Genomic DNA, 14,627 nt, shown 5'->3' on the forward strand with positions numbered 1-14,627 from the left:
CCGCACGAAGCGTTCGGCCGGCACCCAGCGCGCCGACGCGGGGCCCTTGGCAAACCATGACCAAGGGGCGCAGATAGGCTGCCGGTCTGCACGTTCTCCAGTCCGACCAGCTTTGCACAGGAGAGTCATCGGTGACCCTAGCGATCGACCCGTCCGAGACATCCGAGACGCCTGAGGTGACGTCCGACGCACCCGAGACGTCCCCCGCGCCGCTGTCCGACCTCGTGGCGCGGGACGCGCGTGAGTTCGGGGTGTACGCGCGGACCGGCGGCTGGGCCTTCGGCCTCATGGTGGCGCGCAGCGTCCGGCCCGGCGGCCAGGGCGCCGAGGAGACGCCGAAGGTGTCCGCGAAGGAGTTCGCGGAGCTGGCCGGCTGCTCCGCGGAGCGTGTGATGCGCTACTACAAGGCCTGGGACCGGGCGGCCGACGACGGTCTGGTGCCGCAGTTCGAGGCGCTGGCGCCGGGCCAGGAGGTGGAGCTGCCGGACGCCGACGTGTGGCTGAGCTACTACGTCTCCCGCAACAGCGCCACGTCCGAGCGCGGCACCGCCATCGCCGAGGCCGCCGAGGCCGAGGGCATCCGGCCGACCAAGGCCCTGGAGGTCGCCGAGAACCCGACCGCGCTGCGCGCCGCGATCCTCGCCGACCCCTCCACCGCACGGGCGGCCCGCCAGGCGCTCCTCGACCGGGTGCGCGAAGACCCGGAACTCCAGGCCGAGTTGGCGCGTGACGTCGTACGCACCGACGACCTGAAGAAGGCCGTGGCCACCGAGAGCCGCTCGGCCGACCGGATCGGTTACGTCCGCCAGATCGCCGAGTCCGGACAGGTCAAGACCCCGGCCGGGCAGACCATCGACGCGCCCGTCGACCTCCGTCAGGAGGCGGAGCGGCACCTGTCGCTCATCGACGAGCTGGACGAGGACGAGGACACCGGCGAGTGGGCCAGCGAGGCCTACGACACCCTCAAGACCCTGGTCGCCGAGACGGTCGAGGCCGATCCCGAACTGCGCGTCCAGGAGCGGCGGACGAAGTTCTACAGCAGCCTGCAGAAGGCGACGAAGGCGTTCGAGGAGCTGACCTTCGACGATGTGGAGGAGTTCGTCGAGGACGACATGGTGCAGCGCCTCGAGGAGCTCCAGCAGGCCATCGCCGGCTGCCTGACCGCGCTGCGCGGCGCGAAGGACTGAGCGTTCGCGTACCCGGGCGGGGCTGAGTAGCCGTACTCATGCCGCCTCCCACCCGCTCCACCAGCATGGGGGCTCCACGAAAAGGAGCCCCCATGACTGCTGTTGCGCACTCCGCCGTCCCGCGACGGCAGCTGCCCGCCGTGCTCGCCGCCCTGGTGGTCCTGGGCATGGCCGTGTCGGTCTGGGGCGCGAAGGACCGGACGACCTGGTTCCTGGAGACGGTGTGGGTGCTGGTCGGGCTGCCGCTGGTGGTGTTCACCTGGCGCCGTTTCCCGCTGACGAACCTGTTGTGCTGCCTGCTCGCCTTCCACGCGCTCGTGCTGATGGTCGGCGGCCACTACACCTACGCGCAGGTGCCGCTCGGCGACTGGGTGCGGGACGCCTTCGGCCTGGACCGCAATCCTTACGACCGTTTCGGGCACCTCATGCAGGGCTTCGTACCGGCGGTGCTGGTAAGGGAGTTGCTCAGCCGTACCTCGCCGCTGCGGGGCAGCCGCTGGCTGGCGCCGCTCACGGTGTGTGCGTGCCTTGCCTTCAGCGCCGTCTTCGAGATGCTGGAGTGGCTGGCGGCGGTGACCGGCGGGCATTCGGCGGACGCGTTCCTGGCCACGCAGGGCGATGTGTGGGACACGCAGTGGGACATGTTCTGCGCGCTGATCGGCGCCACCGTCTCGGTGCTGGTGCTCTCGCGCGTGCACGACCGTCAGCTGGACGGGCCGGGCGTCACCGCGTCGTATGGCGGCGCCGGGTCCACAGCGGGATGACGTACCAGCACAGCGCGTACCAGGCGACGACCGGGGCGACGATCCACGGCACGATCCCGTTGTCGGTCGCCACCCGCAGGATCAGCAGGAGCGAGGAGGCCATGGTCGCGAGAAGCAGCAGCAGGCCGACGAAGGTCATCCGGGAGGCCCACTGGACGGCCTGCGGCTTGACCTTCCGCCCGGAGACCAGGCGGTGCAGGGAGACGGGGCCGATGAGCGCGCCGGTGGCGGCGGCGCCCAGGACGACCGTGACGATGTAGATGGTCCTGTCGGTCTGTTCCAGCGAGGCGTACTTCTGCTGGAACACCACGGTGAGCAGGAAGCCGAAGAGGATCTGCACCCCGGTCTGGGCGACGCGGACCTCCTGGATGAGCTCGACCCACATGCGGTCGGCGCGCTCCTCCTGGCTCTCGTCGCGGCCCGTCCGGGACATCGTCTCGGCCATGCGGTCCGGGTAACCGCAGGCCGATCGGCCAAACGGCCGGGCGGTCGCCACCGCCCGGCCGCCGGTGCTACCAGCGGGTCTCGACCTGGTCCTTGATCCGGCTGTCGTACAGGTCGCGGATCGCGGCGAGGGTCTCGCCGGACGGCTCGGGGAGCCTGGCGACGGCCGCGTTGGCGCGGGCCTGCTCCGGGGAGCGGGCACCGGGGATCACGCTGGTCACACCGGGCTGGTCGATGATCCAGCGCAGGGCGAGCTGGGCCGGGGTGTATCCCTCGGGGGCGAGGGCGGCGAACTCGGCGGCCGCCTCGACGCCCGTGGTGTAGTCGACGCCGGAGAAGGTCTCGCCGACGTCGAAGGACTCGCCGTGCCGGTTGTAGGTGCGGTGGTCGTTCTCCGGGAAGACGGTGTCCTTGGTGTACTTGCCGGACAGCAGGCCGGAGGCGAGCGGGACGCGGGCGATGATGCCGACGCCGGCCTCCTGGGCGGCCGGCAGGACCTCGCGCAGGGGCTTCATGCGGAACGCGTTGAGGATGATCTGCACGCTCGCGACACCCGGGCGGGCGATCGCGGTCAGCGCCTCCGCGCAGGTCTCCACGCTGACGCCGTACGCGGCGATGCGCTCCTCCTCGACCAGGGTGTCCAGGGCGTCGAAGACCTCGTCGGTGGAGTAGACGGGCGTCGGCGGGCAGTGCAACTGGACCAGGTCGATGCGGTCGACGCCGAGGTTGCGGCGCGAACGGTCGTTCCAGGCGCGGAAGTTGTCGAGGACGTAGTTCTCGGGGATCTGGTCGACGCGGCGCCCCATCTTGGTCGCCACCAGCACGTGCAGGTCCGGCCGGCCGGCCAGGAAGGCGGCGATCGTCTGCTCGCTGCGCCCGTCGCCGTAGACGTCGGCGGTGTCGAAGAAGGTCACCCCCGACTCGGCCGCCGCCTCCAGCACCGCCAGGGCTTCCTTGTCGTCCACGTCTCCCCAGTCGGCACCCAGCTGCCACGTGCCGAGACCGACGACGGAAGCATGCTGACCCGACCTGCCGAAAGTGCGCTCGTCCATGGCGTCAGTCTGTCATCCGTCACGCCCCCGCACGGAATCGGGCGCTCCGGCCCGCCACCTGTGAATCATTCACTCACACGGGTGATACGACCCGACAGATGGCCGACTCGTGTCAACTCGCGCCTAGCGTGACCCCGTGACTGATCGTTCACTGCGCAACCACCCGTCAGAGGCGGCCGACCCGTCCTGGACCCGCCGTGGCTTCCTCCTCTCGGCCGCCGCGCTGGCTGCCGCCCCCGTCCTGATCGCCGCCGATCCGGCGGTCGCGGCACAGGAACTCCCGGACTTCCCCGAGGGCGTCACCCTGTACCGCTCGGCATACCGCAACTGGGTCGGCGAGATCACCGCCGACGGTCTGTGGGCCTGCGCGCCGACCGGCCCGGACCAGGTGGTCGACGTCGTCAACTGGGCCTGGCAGAACGGCTGGACGGCCCGTGCCCGGGGCTCCTCGCACGGCTGGTCGCCGCTCACGATCACCGAGGGCGAGACATCGGACTCGCGTGTCCTCCTGGTCGACACCTCCACCCACCTCACCGGTCTGTCCCTGGACTCGCCGACCGCCGTACGGGCCGGCACCGGCGTCACCTTGGAGGCTCTGCTCACCTACCTCGAAGGACACGGCCTGGGCGTCACGGCCGCCCCCGCTCCGGGCGACCTCACGCTGGGCGGCGCCCTCGCCATCGACGCGCACGGCACCGCCGTACCGGCGCAGGGCGAGGAGCGGCTGCCCGGTCAGACGTACGGCTCGCTCAGCAATCGGGTGCTGTCGCTGACGGCGGTCGTGTGGGACGAGGACGCCGGGGCGTACGTGCTGCGGACGTACGACCGCGACGAGGCGGACTGTGCCGCCCTGCTCACCCATCTCGGCCGCGCGCTGGTGACCGAGGTGGTGCTGCGGGTGGGTGCGAACGTCAATCTGCGGTGTGTGAGCCGTACGGACATCCCGGCCGCCGAACTCTTCGCGGCGCCCGGCTCGGACGGGCGTACGCTCGCGAGCTTCCTGGACGAGGCGGGGCGGGTGGAGGCGATCTGGTTCGCCTTCACCGAGATCCCGTGGTTCAAGGTGTGGAGCGTGTCGCCGACCCGGCCGCTCACCTCGCGGCACGTGACATCGCCGTACAACTACCCGTTCTCCGACAACGTGCCGACCGTGGTGGCGGACCTGGTCGGGCGGATGACTTCGGGTGCGGCCTGGTATCTGGCTCCGGTGCTCGGAAACGCGCAGTACGACGTGTCTGCGCTCGGGCTGGTGGCGACGCTGTCCGCGGACATCTGGGGGCCGTCCAAGAACACGCTGCTCTACATCAAGCCGACCACGCTGCGGGTGACCGCGAACGGCTACGCGGTGCTCACGACGCGGGACCAAGTGCAGCGCGTCGTCTCCGAGTTCACGTCCTACTACCGGGAGCGGCTGGCGGTGTACTCGGCGCTCGGCCGGTTCCCGGTGAACGGGTCGGTCGAGATCCGGGTGACCGGCCTCGACGACCCGGCCCACGCCGAACTGGACGGCGCCCGCGCCCCGTTGCTGTCCGCACTGCGGCCGAGCGACGCGCACCCCGAGTGGGACACCACCGTGTGGCTGGACGTGCTGACGCTGCCCGGCACACCGTACGCGGAGACCTTCCTGCGGGAGCTCGAACAGTTCCTGCTGAGCACCTACGACGGGGAGCACGCGCTCACCCGGGTCGAGTGGTCCAAGGGCTGGGCCTACACCGACGACTCCGTCTGGAGCGACGAGGAGGTGCTGGGCACGGCCATTCCGGCGTCCTTCGGCGAGGCGGTGTGGGGGCAGGCCGCCGGAACGCTGGACCGGCTGGACCCGCACCGCGTGTTCGGGAACGGGTTCCTGGACCGGCTGTTCGGCTAGTCGGCTCCCGGCGTGAGGTGTGCCTGCACGAGAGGCGCGTACCGGGCCACGATGTCGTCGACGTCCGTGGCCCGCACCTGGGTGCCGCGCACGATGCCGTAGATCACGCCGAGGCCGAGCAGGGCGGCGACGGCGAGTTCGGCGCGCAGGCCGGCGTCGGGGCCGTCCAGCCGCGCGGTGAGGCGTTCGGTGACCTGGGTGCGGAAGTTGGCGCGCAGGATGTCGCCCTGTTCCCCGTGCAGCGGCGCGAAGACGATGCGCAGCAACGGGTCGGCGCCCTGCCGGGACTGACTGACCAGCACATGCCGGACCATGTGCCGGCCCAGCTCGGCCGTCGGGGCGTCCAACAGGGCGTCGGCGTCGGCCTCGAAGGACATGACACGGGCGAAGAGCGCGTCCTTGTTGCCGAAGTACTTCAGGATCAACGGGGCGCTGACACCGGCGCGTTCGGCGACCGCCTTGAGGGTGATGTCGGCATGGGCGTGCCGGGCCAGTAGATGGCGGGCGGCCCTGAGGATGGCCGCCTTGGTGGCCTCGGCGTCGCGGCGGGCGGGGGCGGCCGCGGTGGGGGAAGTGCTCACGCCGCTCATGCTCCCTCCAAGGCCTCGTCGCGGGCGTCCCGTGCATGGCCGCGGGCACGGCGTGTCCCGCGGCTGCCGGCGTCGCCAGGGATGGTCAGCGCCGTCGCGCTCGCGGCGAGGGCGACGATGCCCGCCATGGTGAACGCCAGCAGATATCCGTGCAGCGTCGGGACGGCCGCTCCGCCGACCGGGCTGGTGTGGTGCACCAGGACGGCGGCCACGGCGGCGCTGGAGGTGGCCTGGCCGATCGTGCGCATCAGCACGTTGACGCCGTTGGCGGAGGCGGTCTGCCCGGCCGGGACGGCGCGCAGGATGAGGGTGGGCAGGGCCGAGTACGCGAGTGTGGTGCCGGTGCCCACGACCGCCGCCCCCACGATGATCATCCACAGGTCGCGGCTGTCGGCGATGCGCACCGCATACCCCAGGGCGATGATCAACGCGCCGACGGCGAGCGTGATGCGCGGCCCGCGGGCGGCCGAGATGCGGGCCGAGACGGGCGAGAAGAGCAGCATGATGAAGCCGCCGGGCAGCAGGACCAGGCCGGTGCCCACGATGGACAGCCCGAGCCCGTATCCGGTGGCCTCGGGCGCCTGCACCAGCTGCGCTGTCACCAGCGAGTTGGCGTAGAACGCGAAGCCGGTGAAGAGCGCGGCCACATGGGACAGTCCGACGCTGGGCCGGCTCACCAACCGCAGGTCAACCAGCGGCCGTTCGGCCCGCAGCTGCTGCCACCACCACAGGGCGAGTACGCCGACGGCGCCGGCGAAGAGCGCCAGGACCCGCGGGCTCCCCCACCCCCACTGCCCGCCCTGGGAGACCCCGAGCAGCAGGGACACCAGTCCGACGGCGAGCCCCACCGCGCCCAGCACGTCGAAGCGTCCGGGCTCCCGGACGGGCGATTCGCGCACCGCCCACCAGACCGCCGTCGTGCCCAGGGCGCCGAGGGCGCTGGTCACCCAGAACATGATGTGCCAGTTCGAGTACTGCACGATCAGCGCGGCGAGGGGCAGGCCGAGCGCGGCGCCGATGCCGACGGTCGAGCTCATCAGCGCGACCGCGCCTCCCCGGCGCTCCGGCGGCAGTTCGTCCCGCAGGATGCTGATGGACAGCGGTACGACGGCGGAGGCGGCGCCGGACAGGGCGCGGGCCGCGATGAGGACGCCGATGTCCGAGGAGAGCGCGCAGGTCACCGAGCCGACGGTCATCAGACCGAGGGCCGCCATCAGCACGCGCCGCTTGCCGTACATGTCGCCGGCGCGGCCTAGGACCGGGGTGAGGACGGCTCCGGAGAGCAGGGTCGCCGTGACCATCCAGGAGACGGTGCCCGCCGAGGAGTGGGTCAGCCGGGGCAGGTCGGGCAGCAGCGGCACGACCACCGTCTGCATGACGGCCATGAGGATGCCGCCGAACGCCAGCACGGGGACCGTCAGCCGGTCCCGCAGGGCCCTCGCCCCGGAGGGCACGGCTATCGGTGCTGACTGGTCCATCGGCACTCCTGCGGACGACGCGAAAAGAAAAGGTGAATGGCAATTCACCATAGCGGTGAATTGCCATTCACCCAAGCGGCGATCCGTCGTCGGCTACTTCCGGGAGGCCAGCGACCGCGCGTGGACGGTGCGGGCGATCCGCGGCCCGAGCCAGCGCTTGAACCGGCGCAGGGCCTCCAGCTGCCCGGCCGCCCGGTCGATGCGGTAGTACAGCTGGGGCGGGACGTACGGCAGCAGGGGCGAGTGGCGCTGGCCGAGCAGGGCGAACATCTGCTCCGGGGGCAGATGCATATAGCGGGGCAGGTTCTCGTACCACTGGGCGCTGTAGCGGGCCGCGCTCTGGATGGACAGGAGAGCGGCCTTGCGTTCCTGCTCATAGCCCGCGAGGGCCTGCGGGAGGTCGGGTTCGTCGCGCAGGGCGTCGGCCAGGGCGATCGCGTCCTCCAGGGCGAGGGTGGTGCCGGCGCCGATGGAGTAGTGGGTGGTGTGGGCGGCGTCGCCGATCAGGACCAGGTTGCCGCGGGACCAGGTGCGGTTGGTGAGGGTGCGGAAGTTCAGCCACTGGGCGGCGCCGTCGACGGAGGAGCGGCCGATCAGGGCGTGGCCGTCCAGAGTGTCGGCGAAGAGCTTCTCCAGCAGGGCGAGTCCGTCGGCCTCGTTCGCGGTGTCGAGACCGAGGCCGGTCCAGGTCTCGGGGGCGCATTCGACGACGCAGGTGCTGCGCTCGGGGCTGAAGGCGTAGCCGTAGCACCAGATCCAGCCGTGGTCGGTCTCCACGAAGGCGAAGGTGAAGGCGTCGAAGACCTTGGTGGTGCCGAGCCAGATGTAGTGGTTGCGGCCGGGGCTGATCTCGCTGCCGAATTCGCCGGCATGGGCGGTGCGCAGGGCGCTGTGGACACCGTCGCCGGCCACGACAAGGTCGGCTGCGGGCAGGTTCCCCTCGGTGATCTCGTGCTCGAACTCCAGCCGTACGCCCAGCGATCGGGCCCGTGCGGCGAGGATCTCCAGGAGCCGGTGGCGGCCGATGCCGAAGCCCTCGTCGCTGCCGCGCCGGGTCGCCACGTCCCGGACGCGGGCGACACCCTCGTTCCAGGTGACGGAGTGCTGTTCCAGGGCACGGGCCGACTCGGGGTCGTGCTCGTGGAGCTTGTCGAGCAGACCGCGCCAGTAGGTCACGCCCCAGCCGTAGGTCGATCCCTCCGGATTGCGCTCGTGGACGGTGATGTCGTGGGACGGGTCCTGCCGCTTCAGCAGGATCGAGAGATACAGGCCGGCGGGCCCGCCGCCGACGCAGGCGACCTTCACGCACACCCCTAGGAGTTGCCGGAATTACCCAAAGCGGTCATTTGGCAACGCAGAGTAGCAGGACCCATGGACGGCGGGGCGGTGATCCGGTTCGCGTCAGTTTCCCGAGGTGAGGCAGGCCACCGGCGACCCTCGCACCCGAGAAAGACCACCCGAATCACGGGGTTCAGGAGAAGGAATTCCCCCTTCCGGGGTGATCGGGAGCCTTTCCAGGCAAGGTCATCTTCGTTCAACCTTGCACGACATTTAGGCAATTGCCCTGATCGCGGCCAACCACCTTCGCCGGATTTCTCCCGCTCTCCGCTGGGCCGATAGGCATACCGGGTCGTCAACCCAACGAACCCAGGGAGCTCCCGCATGCCGGAACTCACCCGCCGCCGCGCGCTCACCGCCGCGGCCGCCCTCAGCGCCACGGCCGCCGCCAACGCGGCCCTCGCGCCCGCCGCCCCGGCCGCCGAGCACCACCACGGCTCCCCCGAGCCCTTCGACGAGGTCTACCGGGGCCGCCGGATACAGGGCCGACCCGCCTCCGGGGGCGGCCACCACCACGGCGCCGGATACGCCGTGTTCGTCGACGGCGTCGAGCTGCACGTGATGCAGAACGCCGACAGCACCTGGATCAGCGTCGTCAGCCACTACGACCCGGTGCCCACGCCACGCGCCGCCGCCCGCGCCGCGGTCGACGAGCTACAGGGCGCCGCACTCCTGCCGTTCCCCGCCAACTGACCCGTCCCGCACGCCTCTTGGGAGCACCCGCATCATGACCGTCCGCAAGAACCAGGCCACACTGTCCGCCGAAGAGAAGCGGCGTTTCGTCGCCGCCGTCCTGGAGCTGAAGCGCAGCGGCCGTTACGACGCCTTCGTCACGACGCACAACGCGTTCATCCTCGGCGACACCGACAACGGCGAGCGCACCGGGCATCGTTCGCCGTCGTTCCTGCCCTGGCACCGGAGATTCCTGCTGGAGTTCGAGGGCGCGTTGCAGTCGGTGGACGCGTCGGTGGCCCTGCCGTACTGGGACTGGAGCAGCGACCGTTCGGCGCGTTCCTCGCTGTGGGCGCCGGACTTCCTCGGCGGTACCGGGCGGAGCCGGGACGGGCAGGTGATGGACGGGGCGTTCGCGGCTTCGGGCGGGAACTGGCCGATCAACGTGCGGGTGGACGGGCGGAGTTATCTGCGGCGGCAGCTCGGGGCGGGGGTGCGGGAGTTGCCTACGCGGGCGGAGGTCGATTCGGTGCTGTCTACAGTGATATATGACATGGCACCGTGGAACAGTGCCTCGGACGGCTTCCGCAACCACCTCGAGGGCTGGCGCGGCGTCAACCTCCACAACCGCGTCCATGTCTGGGTGGGCGGCCAGATGGCCACCGGCGTCTCCCCCAACGACCCGGTGTTCTGGCTCCACCACGCCTACGTCGACAAACTGTGGGCCGAGTGGCAGCGGCGGCACCCCGGCTCAGGCTATCTCCCGACCGGCGGCACGCCGGACGTCGTGGACCTCGGCGAGACGATGAAGCCGTGGAACGACGTCCGTCCGGCCGAACTGCTCGACCACACCGCGTTCTACACCTTCGACGCCTGATCAGGCCTCGGCGGTACGGCACTCCGGGTGGCCCCAGCCCTGGTCGTTCTTGGCGATGGGCTCGCCGGCCGCGTAGGGGCGGCCGCACAGGCAGCGGCCGGGGAACTTCGCGTTGATGGTGCGGGACGAGGAGCCGGTGCGCTGCTTGCCCGCGGCGGCCTTCCGGCGCGGGGCGGCGGACTTCTTCGGGGTGTCCGGGGAGGGCGGCGGCTCCGGGGAGCCGAGGTCGCTGCCCGCGGGCTCCTGGACCACGGCGGCCTGGCTGGCGGCGCGGTCGGCGAAGTCGTTGAGAGGATCCCCGTCCACCTGGTGGGCGGGGACGTAACGGAACTCGACCGAGCGGCCGCCGAGCAGTTCGTCGATGCGGACGACCAGCTCCTGGTTGGCGACCGGCTTGCCGCCGGACGTCTTCCAGCCGTTGCGCTTCCAGCCGGGCAGCCAGGTGGTGACCGCCTTCATGGCGTACTGGGAGTCCATCCGGACCTCCAGCGGGACGCCCGGGTCGGTCGAGGCCAACAGGCGTTCCAGCGCGGTGAGTTCGGCGACGTTGTTGGTGGCCCTGCCGAGCGGTCCGGCCTCCCAGCGGGCCGGGGTCTCGGAGTCGTCCGAGACCACCCACGCCCAGGCCGCCGGACCGGGATTACCCTTCGAGGCCCCGTCGCACGCGGCCACCACACGTTCACGCATGGGCTCGATCATGCCACGGACGGACGGGGCCTCCGGTCGCCGCCTAGGAGACGGCCTCGGTCTTCGGCAGCTCGCCCTCGGCCTTGGACAGGTCGATCACCGAGAAGCTCGCGCCCTGCGGGTCGCTGAGCGCCGCGAACCGGCCGTAGGGGCTGCTCATGGGGCCGAAGCGCAGGATGCCGCCGAGCTTGGTCGCCTTGGCGACGGCCTCGTCGCAGTCGGGGACGACGAAGTAGACGTTGACGTAGGACGGCACCTCGGGCGGGAACTCGTCGCCCATCTTCATACGGCCCAGGACCGTGTTGTCGCCGAGGTTGAAGAGGCGGAAGTCGACGTTGTCGTCGACGATCTGCTGCGCCGAGTACGGGAAGACGGCGCTGAAGAAGGCGTCCGCCTTCTCGGGTTCACGGGTGAAGACCTCCGCCCAGCCGTAGGCGCCCGGCACGGCGGTCGCCTCGAAGCCCTCGTGGACGCCGGCCTGCCACACCCCGAACACGGCGCCGCTCGGCTCTGCCGCGATGCACATGGTGCCGAACTCGCCGACCTGCATCGGCTCCATCAGCACCTGGCCGCCGCTCTCCCGGACCTTGGCGGCCGTGGCGGCGGCGTCCGGCGAAGCGAAGTAGAGGCACCACTGCGAGTGCCCCTCCTGGCCCGGCATCGGCGGTACGACCGCGGCGACCGCCTTGCCGTCGGCGTAGGCCTGGGTGTAGTTGCCGTACTCCGACGACGCCTCGCCGAAGGTCCAGCCGAGGACGTCACCGTAGAAGCTCTTCGCTCCCTCGACGTCACCGAACATCGCGTCGGCCCAACAGGGTGTTCCCAAAGGTTGTACGGCCATGACCGCGGCCCTCTCCCGAATCGGTGGATGGTCCGTTTCCTCACGCTAGTCATCCGCCCGGCGAACCGCGCGCCGAACGGTGCGGTCCGTTCCACACTGGACGGGGAGCGTTCCCGAAGCCTTCTCGGAGGCTTCGCCGAGTCTTTTCGAGGTCACGGACGGGGTGCGGGATGACGGACGGGACGATGCGCGCGTGGTCCGTGGTGACGCCGGGGGAGGTCGAGGAAGGCGGCCTCCGACTCGTACGGAAGCCGGTTCCGGAGCCCGCCGACGACGAGCTGCTGGTGCGGGTGCGCGTGTGCGGGGTGTGCCGGACGGATCTGCATGTCGCCGAGGGGGATCTGCCGGTGCGCCGGGTGGGGGTGACGCCCGGACACGAGGTGGTGGGCGTGGTGGCCGGGTTGGGGGCGGGGGTCGACGGGTTCGCGGAGGGCGACCGGGTCGGGGTGGCCTGGCTGCGGCGTACGGACGGCACGTGCGCGTACTGCGCGCGCGGGGCCGAGAACCTGTGCCCGGCCTCCCGGTACACCGGCTGGGACGCCGACGGCGGTTACGCGGAGTACACGACCGTGCCGGCCGCGTTCGCGTACCGGCTGCCGGGCGCCCTGGGCGACGTGGCGCTCGCGCCGCTGCTGTGCGCCGGGATCATCGGCTACCGCGCGCTGCGGCGGGCCGCGCTGCCGCCGGATGGGCGGCTCGGGCTGTACGGCTTCGGGGGCAGCGCTCATCTGTGTGCACAGGTGGCGCTCGCCGAGGGCGCCACCGTGCACGTCCTCACGCGCGGGGAGGCGGCACAGCGGCTGGCGCTGGGCCTCGGCGCGGCCTCCGCGCAGGACGCGTACGCGATGCCGCCCGAGCCGCTGGACGGCGCCGTCCTCTTCGCCCCGGTCGGCGACCTGGTCCCCGTCGCGCTGCGGGCCCTCGATCGCGGCGGAATCCTGTCCGTCGCGGGCATCCACCTCAGCGACATCCCGCCGCTGCACTACGAGACCGACCTCTTCTACGAGAAGGAGGTGCGCAGCGTCACCTCCAACACCCGTGAGGACGGGCGGGAGTTCCTCACCCTGGCCGCCGAGCACGGCGTACGCGCCACCACGCACACCTACCCCATGTCACGGGCCGACGATGCGCTGCGGGACCTCAAGGCCGGGCGGTTCGACGGGGCGGCCGTACTGGTGAACGACCTCGGCTGAGCGCTCCGGGAGGTGCGCGACCAGCGCGCGATCACCGCGCTCGGTGCGGTGTGCCTCGATCGACGGGTTTGGCGGTTCGGGACGCGAAACCGCCCCATTCGCGCCGTACCGGGCCCCTCTCACGACTGTTTGCCTTGTACATGCGGTGCGCACCTGTCACATCGCCATGTGCATCCCAGGGAGGGAATGTGTCCGCCCCCGAAAGCGCCACCGGCCCCGCCACCGACGATCCCGCCGCCGAGTCCGCCGAGGCGCAGCTGACCAGTCTCAGCACCCAGGCGGCGCGCCAGCTCGCCACCACCACCAAGTCCGAACCCCAGATGCAGGCCATCAGTTCGCGATGGCTGCTCAAGTCCCTGCCGTGGGTGGACGTGAAGGGCGGCGCCTACCGGGTCAACCGGCGTCTCCAGCTCAGGATCGGGCGCGGCCGGGTCCAGTTCGACCAGAACGGCGCCGACGACGTCCGGGTCATCCCGGAGACGCTCACCGAACTGCCGGTGCTGCGCGGCTATCCCGACATCGATGTCCTCAGGGAGATCTCCACCCGCTTCCGGGTACGCGAAGTTCGCGCCGGACAGGTCCTGTTCGAGGCCGGGCAGCCGGTCACGGAGAACTATCTGGTCGTCCACGGCAGGTTCACCCGGTACACGGCCGGCAAGTACGGCGAGGAGGAGATCGTCGGTGTGGTCGCGGACGGCGACCAGATGGGCGACGAGGCGATCGGCCAGTCCGACCCGCTCTGGCTGAGCTCGGTGCGGGCGGAGACGCCCGGCGTGCTGCTGGTGCTGCCCTGGGACGTCGTACGGGAGTTCATCGACCGGGTGCCGTCACTGGCCGCGCATCTGGAGGCGTTCGCCGAGCAGCAGAGGCTGCCGATGAACCGCAAGGGCGAGGCCGACGTGCCCGTGCAGGCCGGCCATGTGGGCGAGCCGACGATCAACGGCGGCTTCGTGAACTACGAACTCGCCCCGCGCGAGTACGAGTTGTCGCTCACCCAGACCGTGCTGCGGGTCCACACCAGGGTCGCCGACCTCTACAACGACCCGATGAACCAGACCGAGCAGCAACTGCGCCTGACCATCGAGGAGATCCGCGAGCGCCAGGAGTGGGAGCTGGTCAACAACCGGGAGTTCGGGCTGCTGCACAACATCGACTACGGGCAGCGCGTCAGCACGTTCACCGGCCCCCCGACGCCGGACGACATGGACGAGCTGCTGGCCATGCGCCGTAGGACCAAGGTGTTCCTCGCCCATCCGAAGGCGATCGCCGCGTTCTTCCGGCAGTGCAACCGGCGCGGCCTGGTGCCGGGTACGGCCAACGTCGACGGTCATGAGATTCCGGCCTGGCGGGGAGTGCCGATCTTCCCGTGCAACAAGATCCCGATCAGCGCGCAGCACACCAGCAGCATCATCGCGCTGCGCACCGGCGAGTCCGACCAGGGCGTGATCGGCCTGTACCAGACCGGCATCCCGGAGGAGTACCAGCCGGGCCTGAACGTGCGGTTCATGGGCGTCGACGCGGCCGCGATCATCAGCTACCTCGTCACCGCCTACTACTCGATGGCGATCCTCGTGCCCGACGCGGCCGGAATCCTGGAGAACGTCCAGATCGGCCGGACGGCCGACTGACCCGGTGGA

General features: G+C 70.9%; 14 protein-coding genes. 7 read left to right on the forward strand and 7 right to left on the reverse strand.

Going from position 1 to position 14,627, the window contains the following annotated elements; all coding sequences use genetic code 11:
- The first annotated feature begins 131 nt into the window (after window positions 1-131).
- Both ACQEWB_RS01825 and ACQEWB_RS01830 read left to right on the forward strand, forming a co-directional pair.
- Window positions 132-1,187, forward strand: coding sequence for a hypothetical protein (locus ACQEWB_RS01825; RefSeq protein WP_432826281.1), 1,056 nt, complete (start codon window positions 132-134; stop codon window positions 1,185-1,187).
- A 92-nt stretch (window positions 1,188-1,279) separates the two neighbouring features.
- The gene (locus ACQEWB_RS01830) at window positions 1,280-1,951 is read left to right on the forward strand and encodes a DUF2238 domain-containing protein (protein WP_432826283.1); all 672 of its coding nucleotides are present in this window, start codon (window positions 1,280-1,282) and stop codon (window positions 1,949-1,951) included.
- Here ACQEWB_RS01830 and ACQEWB_RS01835 read toward each other — a convergent pair.
- Window positions 1,911-2,396, reverse strand: coding sequence for a DUF6328 family protein (locus tag ACQEWB_RS01835; protein WP_432826285.1), 486 nt, complete (start codon window positions 2,394-2,396; stop codon window positions 1,911-1,913). The two genes, ACQEWB_RS01830 and ACQEWB_RS01835, sit on opposite strands and share 41 nt — an antisense overlap.
- Before the next feature lie 67 nt (window positions 2,397-2,463).
- Window positions 2,464-3,447, reverse strand: coding sequence for an aldo/keto reductase (locus ACQEWB_RS01840; protein ID WP_432826287.1), 984 nt, complete (start codon window positions 3,445-3,447; stop codon window positions 2,464-2,466).
- A 136-nt stretch (window positions 3,448-3,583) separates the two neighbouring features.
- Here ACQEWB_RS01840 and ACQEWB_RS01845 point away from each other — a divergent pair, with 136 nt between their 5' ends.
- A complete protein-coding gene (locus ACQEWB_RS01845) occupies window positions 3,584-5,314 on the forward strand; it encodes a cholesterol oxidase substrate-binding domain-containing protein (protein WP_432826289.1) in 1,731 nt (576 codons plus the stop codon).
- On the opposite strand, the gene ACQEWB_RS01850 is transcribed toward ACQEWB_RS01845, so the two are convergent.
- The 3 genes from ACQEWB_RS01850 to ACQEWB_RS01860 form a co-directional block, all read right to left on the reverse strand.
- Entirely contained in the window at window positions 5,311-5,904 is a 594-nt protein-coding gene (locus ACQEWB_RS01850; protein WP_432826291.1) for a TetR family transcriptional regulator, read from the reverse strand. The two genes, ACQEWB_RS01845 and ACQEWB_RS01850, sit on opposite strands and share 4 nt — an antisense overlap.
- Complete coding sequence (locus ACQEWB_RS01855; protein WP_432826293.1) at window positions 5,901-7,382, reverse strand: MFS transporter; 1,482 nt, start codon at window positions 7,380-7,382, stop codon at window positions 5,901-5,903. Before ACQEWB_RS01855 ends, ACQEWB_RS01850 begins: the two co-directional genes overlap by 4 nt.
- Window positions 7,383-7,475: 93 nt before the next feature.
- Window positions 7,476-8,693 (reverse strand): FAD-dependent monooxygenase, encoded by a 1,218-nt coding sequence (locus tag ACQEWB_RS01860; RefSeq protein WP_432826295.1) that lies wholly within the window; start codon window positions 8,691-8,693, stop codon window positions 7,476-7,478.
- 351 nt (window positions 8,694-9,044) lie between these two features.
- On the opposite strand from ACQEWB_RS01860, the gene melC1 reads away from it, so the two are divergent.
- Window positions 9,045-9,413, forward strand: coding sequence for an apotyrosinase chaperone MelC1 (melC1, locus tag ACQEWB_RS01865; RefSeq protein WP_432826297.1), 369 nt, complete (start codon window positions 9,045-9,047; stop codon window positions 9,411-9,413).
- A 34-nt stretch (window positions 9,414-9,447) separates the two neighbouring features.
- Window positions 9,448-10,269, forward strand: a complete 822-nt coding sequence (gene melC2 / locus ACQEWB_RS01870) for a tyrosinase MelC2 (protein WP_432826299.1) — start codon at window positions 9,448-9,450, stop codon at window positions 10,267-10,269.
- Here melC2 and ACQEWB_RS01875 read toward each other — a convergent pair whose 3' ends face one another.
- Together ACQEWB_RS01875 and ACQEWB_RS01880 are read right to left on the reverse strand one after the other, a co-directional pair.
- Complete coding sequence (locus tag ACQEWB_RS01875) at window positions 10,270-10,968, reverse strand: ribonuclease H family protein (RefSeq protein WP_432826301.1); 699 nt, start codon at window positions 10,966-10,968, stop codon at window positions 10,270-10,272. It abuts the gene before it with no gap.
- Window positions 10,969-10,999: 31 nt separating this feature from the next.
- The gene (locus ACQEWB_RS01880; protein WP_432826303.1) at window positions 11,000-11,797 is read right to left on the reverse strand and encodes a VOC family protein; all 798 of its coding nucleotides are present in this window, start codon (window positions 11,795-11,797) and stop codon (window positions 11,000-11,002) included.
- Window positions 11,798-11,982: 185 nt separating this feature from the next.
- Between ACQEWB_RS01880 and ACQEWB_RS01885 the strand changes: the two genes are divergently transcribed.
- Both ACQEWB_RS01885 and ACQEWB_RS01890 read left to right on the forward strand, forming a co-directional pair.
- Window positions 11,983-12,990 (forward strand): zinc-binding alcohol dehydrogenase family protein, encoded by a 1,008-nt coding sequence (locus tag ACQEWB_RS01885; protein WP_432843599.1) that lies wholly within the window; start codon window positions 11,983-11,985, stop codon window positions 12,988-12,990.
- 188 nt (window positions 12,991-13,178) lie between these two features.
- Window positions 13,179-14,618 carry a family 2B encapsulin nanocompartment shell protein gene (locus tag ACQEWB_RS01890; RefSeq protein ID WP_432826305.1) on the forward strand — a complete coding sequence of 480 codons (1,440 nt, stop codon included), beginning with the start codon at window positions 13,179-13,181 and terminating at the stop codon, window positions 14,616-14,618.
- Window positions 14,619-14,627: the final 9 nt, after the last annotated feature.

This window comes from Streptomyces sp. CA-249302, assembly GCF_050936785.1.
Classification (GTDB): domain Bacteria; phylum Actinomycetota; class Actinomycetes; order Streptomycetales; family Streptomycetaceae; genus Streptomyces.

What these genes read in the sequence shown, in the direction of transcription:
- ACQEWB_RS01830 (WP_432826283.1), top strand. Translation starts at nt 1,280, where the DNA reads ATGACTGCTGTTGCGCACTCCGCCGTCCCGCGACGGCAGCTGCCCGCC.
- ACQEWB_RS01835 (WP_432826285.1), bottom strand. Translation starts at nt 2,396, where the DNA reads ATGGCCGAGACGATGTCCCGGACGGGCCGCGACGAGAGCCAGGAGGAG.
- ACQEWB_RS01840 (WP_432826287.1), bottom strand. Translation starts at nt 3,447, where the DNA reads ATGGACGAGCGCACTTTCGGCAGGTCGGGTCAGCATGCTTCCGTCGTC.
- ACQEWB_RS01850 (WP_432826291.1), bottom strand. Translation starts at nt 5,904, where the DNA reads ATGAGCGGCGTGAGCACTTCCCCCACCGCGGCCGCCCCCGCCCGCCGC.
- ACQEWB_RS01855 (WP_432826293.1), bottom strand. Translation starts at nt 7,382, where the DNA reads ATGGACCAGTCAGCACCGATAGCCGTGCCCTCCGGGGCGAGGGCCCTG.
- melC1 (WP_432826297.1), top strand. Translation starts at nt 9,045, where the DNA reads ATGCCGGAACTCACCCGCCGCCGCGCGCTCACCGCCGCGGCCGCCCTC.
- melC2 (WP_432826299.1), top strand. Translation starts at nt 9,448, where the DNA reads ATGACCGTCCGCAAGAACCAGGCCACACTGTCCGCCGAAGAGAAGCGG.
- ACQEWB_RS01875 (WP_432826301.1), bottom strand. Translation starts at nt 10,968, where the DNA reads ATGATCGAGCCCATGCGTGAACGTGTGGTGGCCGCGTGCGACGGGGCC.
- ACQEWB_RS01880 (WP_432826303.1), bottom strand. Translation starts at nt 11,797, where the DNA reads ATGGCCGTACAACCTTTGGGAACACCCTGTTGGGCCGACGCGATGTTC.
- ACQEWB_RS01885 (WP_432843599.1), top strand. Translation starts at nt 11,983, where the DNA reads ATGCGCGCGTGGTCCGTGGTGACGCCGGGGGAGGTCGAGGAAGGCGGC.